The sequence below is a fragment of the Ruegeria marisflavi genome (genome assembly GCF_025673445.1).
Taxonomy (GTDB): domain Bacteria; phylum Pseudomonadota; class Alphaproteobacteria; order Rhodobacterales; family Rhodobacteraceae; genus Ruegeria_B; species Ruegeria_B marisflavi.
The window spans coordinates 1-15,940 of record NZ_JAOVQN010000005.1 but is presented as its reverse complement, the minus strand read 5'-3'; the positions used below and the strand labels follow the sequence as shown (position 1 = coordinate 15,940).

Annotated in this window: 20 protein-coding genes; 15 read left to right on the top strand and 5 right to left on the bottom strand. The window is 61.9% G+C overall.

The features are described 5' to 3' along the window. Positions 1 to 17: 17 nt before the first annotated feature. Complete coding sequence (typA, locus tag OEZ49_RS06720; protein WP_263387586.1) at positions 18 to 1,838, bottom strand: translational GTPase TypA; 1,821 nt, start codon at positions 1,836 to 1,838, stop codon at positions 18 to 20. 103 nt (positions 1,839 to 1,941) lie between these two features. After that, positions 1,942 to 2,277, bottom strand: coding sequence for a DMT family transporter (locus tag OEZ49_RS06715; protein WP_263387585.1), 336 nt, complete (start codon positions 2,275 to 2,277; stop codon positions 1,942 to 1,944). Positions 2,278 to 2,490: 213 nt separating this feature from the next. Here OEZ49_RS06715 and OEZ49_RS06710 point away from each other — a divergent pair, with 213 nt between their 5' ends. Next, entirely contained in the window at positions 2,491 to 3,285 is a 795-nt protein-coding gene (locus tag OEZ49_RS06710) for a class II glutamine amidotransferase (protein ID WP_263387584.1), read from the top strand. Between the two features lie 78 nt (positions 3,286 to 3,363). Then, positions 3,364 to 3,501, top strand: a complete 138-nt coding sequence (locus tag OEZ49_RS06705) for a hypothetical protein (RefSeq protein WP_263387583.1) — start codon at positions 3,364 to 3,366, stop codon at positions 3,499 to 3,501. 4 nt (positions 3,502 to 3,505) lie between these two features. On the opposite strand, the gene OEZ49_RS06700 is transcribed toward OEZ49_RS06705, so the two are convergent. Genes OEZ49_RS06700 through OEZ49_RS06690 form a run of 3 tightly spaced genes read right to left on the bottom strand, consistent with a single transcriptional unit; the run spans position 3,506 to position 5,561 of the window. After that, positions 3,506 to 4,666 (bottom strand): HD domain-containing protein, encoded by a 1,161-nt coding sequence (locus OEZ49_RS06700; RefSeq protein WP_263387582.1) that lies wholly within the window; start codon positions 4,664 to 4,666, stop codon positions 3,506 to 3,508. Continuing rightward, on the bottom strand, positions 4,663 to 4,908 hold the full coding sequence (locus tag OEZ49_RS06695; RefSeq protein WP_263387581.1) for a hypothetical protein: 246 nt from the start codon (positions 4,906 to 4,908) through the stop codon (positions 4,663 to 4,665). Before OEZ49_RS06695 ends, OEZ49_RS06700 begins: the two co-directional genes overlap by 4 nt. Then, entirely contained in the window at positions 4,908 to 5,561 is a 654-nt protein-coding gene (locus OEZ49_RS06690; protein ID WP_164126586.1) for an alpha/beta hydrolase, read from the bottom strand. The genes OEZ49_RS06695 and OEZ49_RS06690 overlap by 1 nt, the downstream gene beginning before the upstream one ends. A gap of 182 nt (positions 5,562 to 5,743) precedes the next feature. Here OEZ49_RS06690 and OEZ49_RS06685 point away from each other — a divergent pair, with 182 nt between their 5' ends. The 13 genes from OEZ49_RS06685 (at position 5,744) to OEZ49_RS06625 (ending at position 15,773) form a co-directional block, all read left to right on the top strand. Further along, positions 5,744 to 6,202: a Fe-S cluster assembly transcriptional regulator IscR gene (locus tag OEZ49_RS06685; RefSeq protein ID WP_263387580.1), complete on the top strand. Its 459-nt coding sequence runs from the start codon at positions 5,744 to 5,746 to the stop codon at positions 6,200 to 6,202. Between the two features lie 74 nt (positions 6,203 to 6,276). Beyond that, a complete protein-coding gene (locus OEZ49_RS06680) occupies positions 6,277 to 7,320 on the top strand; it encodes a cysteine desulfurase family protein (RefSeq protein ID WP_263387579.1) in 1,044 nt (347 codons plus the stop codon). Between the two features lie 40 nt (positions 7,321 to 7,360). Next, positions 7,361 to 8,881 (top strand): Fe-S cluster assembly protein SufB, encoded by a 1,521-nt coding sequence (gene sufB, locus OEZ49_RS06675; RefSeq protein WP_164126581.1) that lies wholly within the window; start codon positions 7,361 to 7,363, stop codon positions 8,879 to 8,881. Beyond that, a complete protein-coding gene (locus tag OEZ49_RS06670) occupies positions 8,881 to 9,054 on the top strand; it encodes a hypothetical protein (RefSeq protein ID WP_263387578.1) in 174 nt (57 codons plus the stop codon). Before sufB ends, OEZ49_RS06670 begins: the two co-directional genes overlap by 1 nt. 56 nt (positions 9,055 to 9,110) lie before the next feature. Continuing rightward, positions 9,111 to 9,299 (top strand): hypothetical protein, encoded by a 189-nt coding sequence (locus OEZ49_RS06665; protein ID WP_263387577.1) that lies wholly within the window; start codon positions 9,111 to 9,113, stop codon positions 9,297 to 9,299. Between the two features lie 32 nt (positions 9,300 to 9,331). Continuing rightward, positions 9,332 to 9,646: a heavy metal-binding domain-containing protein gene (locus OEZ49_RS06660; protein WP_263387576.1), complete on the top strand. Its 315-nt coding sequence runs from the start codon at positions 9,332 to 9,334 to the stop codon at positions 9,644 to 9,646. Between the two features lie 17 nt (positions 9,647 to 9,663). After that, a complete protein-coding gene (locus tag OEZ49_RS06655) occupies positions 9,664 to 10,599 on the top strand; it encodes an FkbM family methyltransferase (protein WP_263387575.1) in 936 nt (311 codons plus the stop codon). A 10-nt stretch (positions 10,600 to 10,609) separates the two neighbouring features. Further along, positions 10,610 to 11,437: a polysaccharide pyruvyl transferase family protein gene (locus OEZ49_RS06650; RefSeq protein WP_263387574.1), complete on the top strand. Its 828-nt coding sequence runs from the start codon at positions 10,610 to 10,612 to the stop codon at positions 11,435 to 11,437. A gap of 12 nt (positions 11,438 to 11,449) precedes the next feature. Continuing rightward, positions 11,450 to 12,205, top strand: a complete 756-nt coding sequence (sufC, locus tag OEZ49_RS06645; protein ID WP_263387573.1) for a Fe-S cluster assembly ATPase SufC — start codon at positions 11,450 to 11,452, stop codon at positions 12,203 to 12,205. Further along, on the top strand, positions 12,205 to 13,485 hold the full coding sequence (locus OEZ49_RS06640) for a SufB/SufD family protein (RefSeq protein WP_263387572.1): 1,281 nt from the start codon (positions 12,205 to 12,207) through the stop codon (positions 13,483 to 13,485). The genes sufC and OEZ49_RS06640 overlap by 1 nt, the downstream gene beginning before the upstream one ends. Beyond that, positions 13,485 to 13,967, top strand: a complete 483-nt coding sequence (locus OEZ49_RS06635) for a YIP1 family protein (RefSeq protein ID WP_263387571.1) — start codon at positions 13,485 to 13,487, stop codon at positions 13,965 to 13,967. The genes OEZ49_RS06640 and OEZ49_RS06635 overlap by 1 nt, the downstream gene beginning before the upstream one ends. Next, positions 13,967 to 14,560: a YIP1 family protein gene (locus OEZ49_RS06630; RefSeq protein WP_263387570.1), complete on the top strand. Its 594-nt coding sequence runs from the start codon at positions 13,967 to 13,969 to the stop codon at positions 14,558 to 14,560. Before OEZ49_RS06635 ends, OEZ49_RS06630 begins: the two co-directional genes overlap by 1 nt. Beyond that, positions 14,553 to 15,773: a cysteine desulfurase gene (locus tag OEZ49_RS06625; RefSeq protein ID WP_263387569.1), complete on the top strand. Its 1,221-nt coding sequence runs from the start codon at positions 14,553 to 14,555 to the stop codon at positions 15,771 to 15,773. The genes OEZ49_RS06630 and OEZ49_RS06625 overlap by 8 nt, the downstream gene beginning before the upstream one ends. Positions 15,774 to 15,940 lie beyond the last annotated feature (167 nt).

Here is a 15,940-nt window from a genome sequence, read left to right as displayed (position 1 = left end):
GGCGCCCTTTTATTGGTTCAGCTTGCCGCCTTGGACTGGCGCTTGCGCTCGTGCGGGTCAAGGAAGCGCTTGCGCAGGCGGATCGAGTTCGGGGTAACCTCGACCAGTTCGTCATTGTCGATATAGGCAATCGCCTCTTCGAGACTGAACTGGATATGCGGGGTCAGGCGCACCGCCTCGTCCGTGCCCGAGGCGCGTACGTTGGTCAGTTTCTTGCCCTTGAGCGGGTTCACTTCGAGATCGTTGTCGCGGCTGTGCTCGCCGATGATCATGCCCTCATAGACATCCGCCTGCGGGCCGATGAACATGCGGCCACGCTCTTCGAGGTTCCACAGCGCGTATGCCACTGACTGGCCGTTCTCCATCGAGATCAGCACGCCCGCGCGACGGCCAGGGATCGGACCCTTGTGTGGGGCCCAAGCGTGAAACACGCGGTTCAGCACGCCAGTGCCGCGCGTGTCGGTCAGGAACTCACCGTGATAGCCGATCAGGCCGCGCGAGGGCACATGCGCGATGATCCGGGTCTTGCCGGTACCGGCGGGCTTCATCTCGACCAGCTCGCCCTTGCGGGCGCCGGTGACTTTCTCGATCACCGCGCCGGTGAATTCGTCATCCACGTCGATGGTGACTTCCTCGATCGGCTCAAGGCGCTGGCCGTCTTCTTCGCGGAACAGAACCTGCGGGCGCGAGATGCTGAGTTCGAACCCTTCGCGGCGCATGTTCTCGATCAGAACACCCATCTGAAGTTCGCCCCGGCCCGCGACCTCGAACGCTTCGCCGCCCGGCGTGTCGGTGACGCGGATGGCGACGTTCGATTCCGCCTCTTTCATCAGGCGGTCGCGAATGACGCGGCTTTGCACCTTTTTGCCGTCGCGGCCCGCCAGCGGGCTGTCGTTGATGCCGAAGGTAACGCTGATGGTCGGCGGGTCGATCGGCTGGGCGGGCAGTGCCTCGATCACTTGCGGGTTCACCAGGCTGTCGGCCACGGTGGCCTTGCTCATCCCGGCGATGGTGACGATGTCACCGGCCTCGGCCACATCGATCGGCTGTTGACCCAGACCCCGGAAGGCGAGGATTTTCGAGGCGCGGAAGCTTTCGATCTGGGTGCCGTCGCGGCTGAGCGCCTTGAGCGTCTCGCCGGTCTTGAGTGTGCCGCTTTCCACCCGGCCGGTCAGGATGCGGCCGATGAACGGATCGCTGCCCAGCGTGGTGGCCAGCATGCGGAACGGCTCGTCCTTGCGGGCGATCTGTGCCGGGGCGGGCACGTGGCGCACGACCAGGCTGAAAAGCGCGTTGAGATCCTTGCGCGGGCCTTCCAGCGTTTCGTCGGCCCAGCCAGAGCGGCCCGAGGCGTAAAGATGCGGAAAGTCGAGCTGCTCGTCCGTGGCGCCAAGGTTGGCGAAAAGATCGAAACACTCGTCCAGCGCGCGGTCGGGCTCGGCATCGGGTTTGTCGACCTTGTTCAGTACCACGATGGGGCGCAGGCCCAGGGCCAGCGCCTTGGAGGTCACGAACTTGGTTTGCGGCATCGGGCCTTCGGCGGCATCGACCAGCAGAACCACGCCGTCGACCATGCTGAGGATCCGCTCGACTTCGCCGCCGAAATCGGCGTGGCCGGGGGTGTCGACGATGTTGATGCGGGTGCCCTGCCATTCGACCGAGGTCGCCTTGGCCAGGATGGTGATGCCGCGTTCGCGTTCCAGATCGTTGCTGTCCATGGCGCGCTCGGCCACGGCCTGGTTCTCGCGAAAGGCGCCGGACTGTTTCAACAGCTCGTCCACCAGGGTGGTCTTGCCGTGGTCCACGTGAGCGATGATCGCAATATTGCGCAGGTCCATGAGGTCAGCCTTTGTAAGGGAGTTGGCCCGGCGCATAGCCCGACAGGCGGACAAAGGCCAGAGAAAATGCATCGAAACTGCGGAATATCGCCGCGTCGCGGCATCAATGGGTGGATGTGGCCGAGAAAAGATGGATCACAAGGATGCCGCCGACGATCATCGCGATGCCCAGAAGGGCGGGCAGATCGAGCTTTTGACCAAAGACCATATAGCCGATGGCGGCGATAAACACGATGCCGAGCCCCGACCAGATCGCGTAGACGATCCCAACGGGCATCACCCGCAGGGTCTGTGCCATAAGGTAGAAGGCCAGGCCATATCCGATGACAACCAGAACCGAAGGCACGAGGCGGGTGAACTGCTGGCTGGCCTGGAGCGCCGTGGTGCCGACCGTTTCCGCGGCGACGGCGAGAATGAGGTAGAAATAGTGGACAGGCATGGCCGACCTCCGCGCCGATGGATTCGCATTGTGTCTCTAGACGCCCTCGCCCTAACCGAAAAAACAGGCAAGCGACAGACCGACGTATTTGGCACAATTGCGAACAATCGAGCGTGCACGGATTCACTTTGCGGAAAATCCGGATCACTATAAGGAACGCATAGGAGTTTCCCGGGCGCCCAAGGACATGCGCCAGCATATTGGAGAGCGATCATGTGCCGTTGGGCCGCCTATCATGGAACGCCGATCTTCCTGGAAGATGTCATTTCGCGTCCCGGGCATTCGCTGATTGCCCAGAGCGCCCATGCAGAGCAGTGCAAGACCGCGACCAATGGCGATGGATTCGGGGTGGCGTGGTACGATGCCCGGCCCGAACCGGGGCTGTATCGCGATGTCTATCCGGCGTGGTCCGATCCGAACCTGCGCGCGGTGGCGCATCATGTGCGCTCGGGCCTGTTTCTGAGCCATGTGCGCGCCTCGACCGGGTCGTGTATCAGCCGCAACAACTGTCATCCGTTTTCGGCCCGGCAGTGGTGCTTCATGCATAACGGTCAAGTCGGCGGGTTCGAGCGGTTTCGCAAACATGCCGACATGCTGATCGCCGACGAATACTATGCCTATCGCAAGGGCAGCACGGATTCCGAAGTGCTGTTCCTGGTGGCGATGAGCGAAGGCATGGAGAGCGACCCGCATGGCGCGTTGGCGCGGTCGGTGGCGCGGCTCGAAGGGTTGAGCCAGGCGATGGGAACCACGCCGCACATGCGTCTGTCGGCGGCGTTCAGCGATGGTCAGACCCTCTATGCGGTGCGCTATTCCTCGGATCACATCGCGCCTTCGGTCTATTACCGGTATTCCAAGGCGCGGCAGGGATGGGCGGTGGTGTCGGAACCGCTGGATCAGGAAGAAGGTGACTGGACAGAACTGATGCCGGGCCGGATCCTGGAGATCAACGCCGACGGCGCGGTTGAGCGCGAGTTTGGTCCGGCGGATCTGGCCAACGCGGCCTGAGGTCAAGAATACCTGACTTGGTCAAGCAGTGTCGGCTGACTAGGCTGAAGCCATTGTTTGTTTTTTCGGATATTTGTCATGATCACGCCTTTTATCAAAGCCGTCTTGATTGCCTCGCTTTTGGTGGTTGCCGTTGGCCTGGGATTTGCTCCACAGGACCCGGCCCCGAATCCTGCTGCTCAGCTCGAACAGACTGTCACCTCGACAGGGGTCTGACCCGTCAGACCGGCAGTCCCAGTCGGGTGAAACAGTCGAGAAGCTGTGGCTGGAGCCAGGTCCAAAGATCGGGCGCGCCGCGGCTGACCGGCTGGCCGACCCGGGTTTCGAGCTGTGGCATGCTGACCCGGTAGCTGACCCAGGATCCGCCGCCGTTTTCCAGGTTTGCGATCGGTGTCTGTACCCGGTCGACGGCCTTGCCAAAGACCGCCTCGGGGCTTTGCGCGGCCTCGAACTCCTGCCAGAGCGACCGCAATGCGGCACCCTGATCCGGAGGTAAAAGTCCGAACAGACGGTCGGCGGCCGCCTGTTCCAGCGCCTCTTGCGCCGCATGATCCACATTGCCGTGGATCGGATTGTCTCCGGCGTCGATTTCGACCAGGTCATGCAGCAGGAGCATGCGCAGAACCCGATCGGTATCGACCGGCTGCACGGCGTATTCATCCAGTACCCAGGCGTAAAGCATGATATGCCAACTGTGTTCCGCCGAATTCTCGTATCGGCTGTCATCCAGAAGGCGCGAGGCCCGGTGTACGGTTTTCAACTTGTCGGCTTCGACCAGGAATGGCAGGCGCTCGGTGAAACGGTCCAGGCTGGCGGGGGTGCCATCCAGCAGGGCCATCGCATGGGCATATGCCTCGGGCAGGGCCGAGGCGAGATAGGCCGCGCGCCCGGTCCCGAGGTTGTCGCGCACCACATCCACATGATCAGGGCGCGGGGTATCGGCGCAAAGTACCTGGAACAATGGCTGGCACCGGTCCAGCATTTTTGCATAACGGGCGTCCGGCGTGGTGTCGGCTTCGAACTCGGTCCAGAGGTCGTGAAACGATGCGGCCTGATCGGGGGGCAACAGGCCGAAGAGACGGCGCGCGGCGGCACGCTCGGCCCGCTCGACGGCCTGCCAGTCGGTCTCCTCGTGGATTGGGTGATCGCCGGTCTCGATCTCGACGAGGTCGTGCAGCAGCAGCATCCGGATCGCGCGGTCGACCGAGACATCCGGCCCGGCAAAAGGTTCAAGCACCAGAGCCCACAGGGCAAGGTGCCAGCTGTGCTCGGCCGAGTTTTCGGGGCGTGACAGGTCCATCAGGACATTGGCACGTTCGACGGTTTTCAACCTGTCCGCGACCTTTAGAAAGTCGATTTGCGCCGACAGGCGGGCTGTCATTGGCTGCTCTTGGGGGCTTGCGCCGCCTTCAGCTCGTTCATCCGTTGTACCAGAAAGCGGCGCGCCTGCCGTTCCGAAAGACGCACACGTATCTCCGTCAGGTATGCCTCTTCCAGAGATTGTGACGAGGCGGCCAAAACCTTGCCCACCTCGACATAAAGCCGCTCTTCGCCAGTCTGGTCCATCACTTTCATCGTGTCCTCGGCCAGCTTTGCGGCGAGGGATTCGATGGTACCCGCCATCAGCGCGACGTCTCGGTCAGGCGGCGTTTCACATAATCGGCAACGTTGGTGATCATCGTGTCCATATGCTGGTTCTGGAAGAAATGATCGGCGCCCTCGACCTCGGTATGGGTGATGGTGATGCCTTTTTGTTCGTGCAGCTTGTTGACCAGTGAACGGGTATCGGCAGGTGGCGCGACTCGGTCCGAGGTGCCATTGATGATCAGGCCCGAAGACGGGCAGGGCGCCAGGAACGAGAAATCATACATGTTGGCTGGCGGCGCCACGCTGACGAAACCGGTGATCTCGGGGCGGCGCATCAAGAGTTGCATGCCGATCCAGGCGCCAAAGGAGAAGCCCGCGACCCAGCAGTGTTTAGAATTGTTATTCATCGACTGGAGGTAGTCGAGAGCCGAGGCCGCATCTGAAAGCTCGCCAATGCCCTGATCATATTCGCCCTGGCTGCGTCCGACGCCACGGAAATTGAACCGCAGCACGGTAAAGCCCAGATTGTAGAAGGCATAGTGCAGGTTATAGACCACCTTGTTGTTCATGGTGCCGCCGAATTGCGGATGCGGATGCAGCACGATGGCAATGGGTGCGTCTTTTTCCTTTTGCGGGTGGTAGCGGCCTTCCAGGCGGCCTTCGGGTCCGGGAAAAATCACCTCGGGCATGTGTGCTTTTGTCCTGTGTCATTTCCTGCGATGCCGGGGCAATCTTGACGAAATCCCTAAGGCATCTTAGAACGGTTCTAATCAAACTGCCGGGCTGCGGCAGCGCTGTCAGTGGGAGATACGCACTGAGGGCGATAAGGTCAATGATTTCGCGCGCCTGAGCGCCGAGCGGAGGGTCTGAGGTGAAACTGTCGACAAAAGGGCGTTATGCGATGGTGGCGCTGACGGATATCGCGCTGCAATCGCCCGATACACTGGTGACCCTTGGCGAGATCTCGGCGCGGCAGGATATCTCGCTGCCTTACCTCGAACAGCTTTTCGTCAAGTTGCGCCGCGCCAATCTGGTGGAAAGCGTACGCGGCCCCGGCGGAGGTTATCGGCTCGCCCGGCCAGCGTCGGAGATCCGGGTGGTCGATGTGCTGGCCGCCGTCGATGAATCGGTGAACGCGATGCACAAGGGGGCGGGTGCCTCGGGCGCGATGTCGGGCAGCCGCGCGCAATCCCTGACCAATCGCCTTTGGGAAGGGCTGAGCGCGCATGTCTATGTCTTTCTGCACCAGACCCGCCTGTCGGATGTGGTGCGCAATGATCTGGCACCATGTCCGGCGGTGCCGACCCTGTTTTCGGTTGTCGATGACTAGACCCGGAACGGGTCCGATTGCCAATCTCCTCCGGCCCGTCTATCTGGCCGTACCCGCCATGAAATGATGACTCTGTGATGCGTGTTTACCTCGACCATAATGCCACCACACCGCTGCGCGCCGAGGCGCGGGCGGCGATGATTGCGGCGATGGATGTCTGCGGCAACCCGTCCTCGGTCCATGCCGAAGGGCGCGCGGCCAAGGCGGTGGTGGAAAAGGCGCGGGCGCAGGTCGCCGCGGCCTTTGGCGCCGAGGGGGCGGATATCGTCTTTACCTCCAGCGCGACCGAGGCTGCCGCGCTGGCGCTCAAGGATCGCGGCCTGCATGGGTGTGAACTTGAACATGACGCTGTAAGGTCTTGGATCAAAGAGGATTTGCCCGTATCCGCCGATGGTATGGTGACGGTGGCAGATCCCGCGCGATCGACCCTGCAACTCGCCAATTCCGAGACGGGTATCCTTCAGGACTTGCCGCAGGGGCTGGCGGTGTCCGATGCGACGCAGGGTTTTGGAAAATTGCCGGTCGCCTTTAACTGGCTCGGGACCCAGATGGCGCTGGTCTCGGCGCACAAGCTGGGTGGCCCCAAGGGGATCGGAGCGCTGGTGATGCGGCGCGGCACCGATCTGGCGGCGCAGATCAAGGGTGGCGGACAGGAGATGGGGCGCCGCTCGGGCACCGAGAATGTCATCGGTATCGCCGGTTTTGGCGCCGCTGCCGAGGCCGCCGCGCGCGATCTGGTTGATGGTGTCTGGGAGCGGGTCGAGAAACTTAGAAATATTCTAGAAAATGCTCTTGAGGCCGGTGCAAAATCTACTATTTTTGTCGGGAAAGGTCGACCCCGCCTGCCGAACACCCTGTGTCTGGCGACGCCCGGCTGGAAGGGCGAGACCCAGGTGATGCAGATGGACCTGGCCGGATTCGCCATCAGCGCCGGCAGCGCCTGCTCCAGCGGCAAGGTCCGCGCCAGCGCGGTGCTGCAAGCGATGGGATATGACGAGGCCACGGCGATGAGCGCGATCCGCGTGTCGCTGGGGCCCGAGACGACCGAAACGGATGTGCTGCGCTTTGCCGAGGCGTGGCTGGACAAAGAAAAGAAACACCGCGCGCGCGCCGCGTGACACAGAACTAACAGCGCGCTCAGCGCGAAGGAGGGCTCTTATGGCCGCATTGGACCAGACCCAGGTAAAAGAAGGCGTCGATCAGGAGACGGTGGATGCCGTCCGCGAGGCGGGCACCTATAAATACGGCTGGGAGACCGAGATTGAGATGGAATACGCCCCCAAGGGCGTGAACCCGGATATCGTGCGGCTGATCTCGAGCAAGAACGAAGAGCCCGATTGGATGACCGAATGGCGGCTGGCCGCGTTCGAGCGCTGGACCGGCATGACCGAGCCGAAATGGGCGATGGTCAACTATCCCGAAATCGACTTTCAGGATCAGTACTACTATGCCCGCCCCAAGAGCATGAGCGAAAAGCCCAAATCGCTGGACGATGTCGACCCCAAGCTGCTGGCGACCTATGAGAAACTGGGCATTCCGCTCAAGGAACAGATGATCCTGGCCGGGGTCGAAGGCGCTGATGCGGCGCCTGTCGAGGGCCGCAAGGTGGCGGTCGATGCGGTATTCGATTCCGTCTCCGTCGGCACCACCTTTCAGGCCGAGCTGAAAAAGGCGGGCGTGATTTTCTGTTCGATTTCCGAGGCGATCCGCGAGCATCCCGAACTGGTCAAGAAATACCTCGGTTCGGTCGTGCCTGTCAGTGACAATTTCTATGCGACGCTGAACTCGGCCGTGTTCTCGGACGGCTCGTTCGTCTATGTGCCGCCCGGCGTGCGCTGCCCGATGGAGCTGTCGACCTATTTCCGCATCAACGCCGAAAATACCGGCCAGTTCGAGCGGACGCTGATCATCGCCGACAAGGGCAGCTATGTGTCCTATCTGGAGGGCTGCACCGCTCCGAAACGCGATGTGGCGCAGCTCCATGCTGCCGTGGTCGAGATCATCGTAGAGGAAGACGCCGAGGTGAAATACTCGACCGTTCAGAACTGGTATCCGGGTGACGAGAATGGCAAAGGCGGCATCTACAACTTTGTTACCAAGCGCGCCGATTGCCGGGGCGACCGGTCCAAGGTGATGTGGACGCAGGTGGAAACAGGCTCGGCCGTGACCTGGAAGTACCCGTCCTGCATCCTGCGCGGCGATGACAGCCAGGGCGAATTCTATTCCATCGCCATCGCCAACAACATGCAGCAGGCCGACACCGGCACCAAGATGATCCATCTGGGCAAGAACACAAAATCGCGCATCGTCTCCAAGGGGATCAGCGCGGGCAAGGCCCAGAACACCTATCGCGGGCTGGTGTCGATGCATCCCAAGGCCAAGAACAGCCGCAACTACACCCAGTGCGACAGTCTGTTGATCGGCGACAAATGTGGGGCGCACACGGTGCCCTATATCGAGGTCAAGAATAACTCGTCGCGCTGCGAGCACGAGGCGACCACGTCCAAGGTGGACGAGGATCAGCTGTTCTATTGCCGCTCGCGCGGGATCGACGAGGAAGCGGCGGTCGCGCTGGTCGTGAACGGGTTCTGCAAGGACGTGTTGCAGGCGCTGCCGATGGAGTTTGCCATGGAGGCACAACAACTGGTGGCGATCAGCCTCGAAGGGTCGGTGGGCTGATGCAACGGGTCGCGTTCGACGTTCTGCTGGCCACCGCTGTCTATGTGGCGGTGTCGCTTGTGTGGAGCGGGACAGAAACGCCGATTGGAACGCTGTTCAGCGCGCTGGTGTTTGCCATGGCCTATGGCGCGATACGCGTCGCCATGATCGTGTTCCGGGGGCAGGGAGAATGAGCATGTTGCTTCTCTCGCAGCCTCTGTCGAATTCTGACGGAATGTGAGGCCGGGAAATGCCCAAGGGTGACGATATCCTGACATTTCTGGCCTATGCGCTGCCGGTTGCGGGCGGTTTGGCTGGAATGATCTTTGTCAACCTGAACCGCGAGGATTTCGTCAACCCGGTGACGGCCGTGGCCCTGGGCGCGGTTATGGGATGGGGTCTGGCGCGGCTCTTGCGGGCGCTGACGGGGCGGAGATGACGATGCCTTGGGGTAGCGAAGGACAAAAACGCATGATCATCACAACCACACCCAGCATCGAAGGACGCCGTATCGTCGATTACAAGGGCATCGTGGTCGGCGAGGCGATCATGGGCGCCAATGTGGTGCGCGATTTCTTTGCTTCGGTCACTGATATCGTCGGCGGTCGCTCGGGCGCTTATGAAAGCAAGTTGCAGGATGCGCGCGAGACAGCCCTGGCCGAGCTTGAGCAACGCGCAAGGGCGCTGGGTGCGGATGCCGTCGTTGGTGTGGACCTTGACTACGAGGTTGTGGCGGATTCGATGCTGATGGTGTCGGCCTCTGGCACCGCTGTTGTGTTGGGCTGAACATGGAAGACGACGCAATGACACAGGACGGCCCAGAGGCAGGTCAACTTGACGATCAGCCGCGCGCGGCACGATTGCTGGCACAGCGCTATGCCTTTCTGCGCGACGCGCTTTCGCCGGAGCGGCCAATGCGGATCACCGATGTCGGCGCCAACCCGATCAACGTACCGGATTATGACCGCCTCTTGCAGGTAGGCGGGTGCGAGGTTTGGGGGTTCGAGCCGGACCAGGCGTCGTTTGACGCGCTTATGGCCGAGCCGCGACCCGGAACACATTACCTGCAACGCGCGGTGGGGCCGACAGGGCCCGGACGATTCTATCCCCATCGGTTGAGCGGGTTGGGGTCGTTGTTTCCGGTTCGGCGTGAATCTGTGACCTTTCTTGGCAAGCCGCAATGGACAGAGGCGCGGCGTGACCCGATCGACATGGAATTGATCGCGCTGGATGATCTGGGCGACGATGTGCTGCCGCGTCCGGACATGCTCAAGATCGACATTCAGGGCGGTGAACTGGATGTGATCCGCACCGGGCGGACCAAGCTGTCCGAGGCCGTGTGCATCGTGCCCGAAGTGCGGTTCTATCGGATCTACGAAGACGAGCCGCTGTTCGGACCGCTGGATGTGGAACTGCATGACCAGGGCTTCCGTTTTCACACGTTCCAGTTCACCAAGTCCCGGCAGATCATCAATTCTCAGAATGCGCGGCTGCCCTACAAGACCATTCGTAGCCAGATGATGGATGGTGATGCCATTTATATCCGCGATCCCGAAACAATTGCCGAGTGGAGCGATGAGCAGGTGCGCCAGCTGGCGGTAGCCTCTTCCTGTGTGTTCGGCAGTTTCGACTTGACGGTGTTCTGTCTGGACGAACTGGTCCGGCGCGGTCTGGCCGATGCGGATGTTCCCGCCCGGTTTGTCGATACGCTTCCCGCCTGGATGCTGAAGGACCGCTGAGATGTGCGCGATGCGATCCGAACCATTGCGGCTCTACTGGTGGAAGGGTGTGCCGAACTTCGGCGACACCCTGTCTGCGCTGGTGGTGAGCCATGTTTCGGGTCGCGAGGTGCGCCATGCCGGGCCCAAAGGCTGCGAGATGCTGGCCATCGGCTCGCTGATCCAGGTGATGCGCCGGAACTATGGCGAACCGGCGCCAGACGGGCGCCGTCCGGTGATCTGGGGCGCGGGGCTGCTGCATCCGGTGGGGTCGACCGGGTTTCTGGAAAACGTCGATGTGGCGCTGGTGCGGGGGCCACTGAGTGCCGATCTGCTTGGGCTGAGGATGAGGGCCTTTGGCGATCCCGGCCTGCTGGTGGCGGATCTGCTGGGCGATCTGCCCGCGCGGGCCGACCGGATCGCGCTGGTACCGCATCATTCGATGCTGGGCGACCCGGCGCTGGCCGCGCTGCTGGAGAAGGAACCGGCACTGGAACTGATCGACGTGTCGGGTGACGCGCTGGAGGTCTGCCGCCGCATCGCCGCGTGCCGGCATGTGATCTCGGCCAGCCTGCACGGGCTGATCGTGGCCGATGCCTGCGGCGTGCCGTCGAGCTGGCTGATGCCCGGCGGGCAGCAGCATCTGAAGTTTTACGATTATGCCGCCTCGGTGGGCCGTCCGCTGGACATACCACTGACGCTGGCCGAGGTGCCCGCGCATCTGCGCGGCCTCAAGGATGACGACAGGCTGGCCTGGGCCCAGGGCGTTGCCCGCGCCCGCGCCGATCTGTTGACCGCTTTCCCGGCGCATATGCGCGCCCAAACCCCTGCCTCCGCCATTTCGGTGGATTCGAATTGAGACGAGGAAATCATGCTTGAAATCAAAAACCTGCACGTCAAACTTGAAGAAGAGGACAAGCAAATCCTCAAAGGTGTGAACCTGACCGTCGAGGCGGGCAAGGTGCATGCGATCATGGGACCGAACGGATCGGGGAAATCCACCCTGTCCTATGTTCTGTCCGGTCGCGACGGTTATGAGGTGACCGAAGGGTCGGCCCAGCTCGAAGGTGTGGACCTGTTGGAGATGGAGCCGGAGGAACGCGCCGCGGCGGGCCTGTTTCTAGCGTTCCAATACCCGGTCGAGATTCCCGGCGTCGGCAACATGACCTTTCTGCGCACCGCGCTGAATGCGCAACGCAAGGCGCGCGGCGAAGAGGAGTTGAGCGCCGCCGACTTTCTGAAAGAAGTGCGTGCCAAGGCTAAGACCCTGAAAATCGACGCGGATATGCTGAAGCGTCCGGTCAACGTGGGCTTCTCGGGCGGTGAAAAGAAACGCAACGAGATCCTGCAAATGGCCATGCTGGAGCCCAAGATGTGTATCCTGGACGAGACCGACTCGGGCCTTGATGTGGATGCGATGAAGCTGGTGGCCGAGGGCGTGAATGCGCTGCGCGATGCCGGGCGCGGCTTCCTTGTGATCACCCATTACCAGCGCCTGCTGGATCACATCAAACCGGATGTGGTGCATATCATGGCCGATGGCCGCATCATTAAGACCGGCGGTCCCGAGCTGGCGCTGGAGGTCGAAAACAACGGCTATGCCGACATTCTGGCCGAGGTGAACTGATGGCGCTGCCTGCTCAGAAACAGACCGCGACCGAAGCTCTGTTGTCGTCGCTGCATCTGCCCGAGGCCGGCTGCACGCGCGCCGCGCGTGAGGCCGCTTTGGCCCGGTTACGAGAGATGGGTGTGCCCGGTCGGCGCGACGAATACTGGAAGTATACCCAGCCCGATTCTCTGATCACACCGGACGCACCGCGCGCCGCCACGTTCGAAGCGGGCGAACCGATGATGTTCGATGCGGTCGACCGGCTGAAGATCGTCTTTGTCGATGGTGTGTTCGATCCCGAGGCGTCGGATCCGCTTGAACTGGAAGGTGTCCAGATCGAGCGTATCGAGGATATCTGCTGCAAAGATATCCATTGGGCCAAGGACTTGTACGGCGTTCTTGAAGCGCGTGGTCATACGCCTGTTCCACGCCCGCTGGCGGCGCTGAACACGGCCTTTGCCGCCGATGGGGTGGCGATCCATGTCACCGGAACCCCGTCGAAGCCGATCAGCCTGATCTATCAGCATGCATCCGAGACCTCGGATGCGATTCTGCATCACGTGATCCGGGTGGAGAGCGGGGCTGTGGTCACCGTTCTGGAGAACGGACCGGCAGCATCGCGGTTCAACAAGTGCATGGAGATCGACATTGCCGATGGCGGAACGTTGCATCACGTGCGGGCCCAGGGGCGCGACCATGAACGCCGGGCGGTGACCCATATGTTTACACGGCTTGGCGAAGGATCGGTCTACAAATCCTTTACCCTGACAGTGAACGGGGTGCTGACCCGCAACGAACAGGTGGTCGAACTGACCGGCGACGATGCGGTGGCGCATGTGGCGGGGGCCTGTGTCGGCGACGGCGATTTCCTTCATGACGACACCGTGTTCATCACCCATGATGCGGTCGGCTGTGAAAGCCGTCAGGTGTTCAAGAAGGTGTTGCGCAATGGCGCGACCGGCGTGTTCCAGGGCAAGATCCTGGTGAAACCCGGTGCGCAGAAGACCGATGGCTACCAGATCAGCCAGTCGCTGCTCTTGGACGATGACAGCCAGTTCCTGGCCAAGCCCGAGCTGGAGATCTATGCCGATGACGTGGCCTGTTCGCATGGCTCGACCAGCGGTGCGATCGACGAGACGGCGCTGTTCTATCTGCGCTCGCGGGGGGTACCTCTGAAGGAGGCGACCGACCTGCTGACGTTGGCCTTCCTGGCCGAGGCGGTGGACGAGGTCGAGGACAAATCGCTGGCCGAAGACATCGTCTCGCGGCTCGAAGGCTGGCTGGCGCGGCGGTCCTGATGCCGGTCACTGCCGATATCGTCGCCACCTATCGGGGGCCGCGGCGCGTGATGCGCCGGCTGCTGGACATGGGGCAGCGCGAAGACCGCGCGCTGGCCTTGGTCATGGCGTTTTGCGTCATCGCCTTTGTGGCCCAGATGCCGGCGCTGGCACGCCGCGCCCATCTGGAGCAGCTGGAACTGGACATGCTGATGGGGGGCGCGCTGCTGGGCAGCGTGATCATCCTGCCGCTGGTTCTCTATACCCTTGCCTTGTTGTCGCATTGGGTTGCACGGGTGCTGGGGGGGCGTGGCACCGCCTATGCGGCGCGGTTGGCGCTGTTCTGGTCGCTGCTGGCCTCCACTCCGCTGCTTCTGCTCAATGGGCTGGTTGCGGGATTTATCGGCCCCGGACCGGCGTTGAGCATCGTTGGCCTCTTGTGGATGGTCGTGTTCCTGTGGTTCTGGTTGTCCAATCTCTACCAGGCGGAAAGGCCGGAATAATGACCCCCAGCGAAATCCGCCGCCTAGCCCTGTTGTCGATCACCAATCCGGCACAAGCGGCGCGGGACGTCATGGCGTTGAACCTGGGGCGCGAGACCCTGTGGCTGGGGCTGGCGCTGGCGGTTGTTCTGAATGCATTGCTGCATGGGTTGTCCAACCTTGCCTTTGGGCCGATGAGCATGCCTCTGCCGGGCATGCCGGTGTCGGTGGTTGGCTATGGCGCGCTAATGGCGGGCGGATTGGTGCTGACGATCCTCGCGGTTCATCGCGTGGGCCGGTGGCTGGGCGGGCAGGGATCGTTTGGCGATGTGATGGCGCTGATCGTCTGGATGCAGCTTTTGTTGGTGGTCGTACAGGCGGTCACGCTGGTACTGGCGCTGACCATCCCGATTCTGTCGGCGCTTTTGGCGCTGGCGGCCAATCTGGTGGCGCTTTACGTTTTTCTTCACTTCATCGACCAGGCCCATCGGCTGGGGTCGTTGATGCACGCGGCGGGTGTTCTGGTTCTGTCGATCCTGGCCATCGCGTTTTCACTTTTCGTTCTGCTGTCCCTTGCCGGGGGACCAATCCCGGGAGCTCCTCCGCATGTATGATGTCCAGAAAATTCGTTCCGATTTTCCCATTCTTGGGCGAGAGGTGAACGGCAAGCCTCTGACTTACCTGGATAATGGCGCCTCGGCCCAAAAGCCGCGGGCGGTCATCGACGCGATCACCCAGGCCTATGCGATGGAGTATTCCAACGTCCATCGTGGCCTGCACTTCCTGTCGAATCTCGCGACCGAGAAATACGAGGCCGTGCGCGGTATCATCGCGCGGTTCCTCAATGCCGGGTCCGAGGATGAAATCGTGCTGAACTCGGGTACCACCGAGGGGATCAACATGGTCGCCTATGGCTGGGCCATGCCGCACATGCAGGCAGGCGACGAGATCGTGCTGTCCACGATGGAGCATCACGCCAACATCGTGCCATGGCATTTCCTGCGGGAACGTCAGGGCGTGGTTCTGAAATGGGTCGATCCCGCGGCGGACGGGTCGCTGGACCCTCAGGCGGTTCTGGACGCTATCGGACCCAAGACTAAACTGGTGGCCGTTACCCAGTGTTCCAATGTGTTGGGAACCGTTGTTGATGTGAAATCCATCTGTGCCGGGGCCCGTGCCAGGGGTGTGCCGGTAGTGGTCGACGGCTCGCAAGGCGCGGTGCATATGCCGGTCGACGTTCAGGATATCGGCTGCGATTTCTATGCCATAACCGGGCACAAACTCTATGGCCCTTCGGGGTCGGGAGCGATCTATTGCCGGGCCGAACGTCTGGCGGAGATGCGCCCGTTCTTGGGCGGCGGCGACATGATCAAGGAGGTCACCAAGGACTCGGTGATCTACAACGATCCGCCGATGAAGTTCGAGGCGGGTACCCCGGGCATCGTGCAGACCATAGGGTTCGGCGTGGCGCTGGAGTATCTGATGGATCTCGGCATGGAGAATATTGCCGCGCACGAGGCGGGCCTGCGCGATTATGCGATCCAGCGATTTGCGGGGCTTAACTGGTTGAACGTGCAGGGTCATGCGCCGGGCAAGGCGGCAATCTTCTCTTTCACGCTCGAAGGTGCCGCGCACGCGCATGACATCTCGACCATCCTGGACAAGAAAGGTGTGGCCGTGCGGGCGGGCCACCATTGCGCAGGGCCGTTGATGGAGCATCTGGGCGTCACTGCGACCTGTAGGGCGAGTTTCGGGCTGTATAACACCCGCGAAGAGGTTGATACGCTGATCGACGCGCTGGAACTGGCACACGAGTTGTTCGCCTGACAGCGACTATTCCGCGGCAAAGGGGCGCTGCCCCCGTCGCGCCAGTGCGCGACTCCCCCGGAGTATTTTGGGCGAAATGAAGGAGCGGGTCCTAGGGTCTGTTGAGATTCAGGATTCCCATCTGGTCTAGGTTCTGATTCAAACTCCCAAAAGGGAGGTCTGAATGG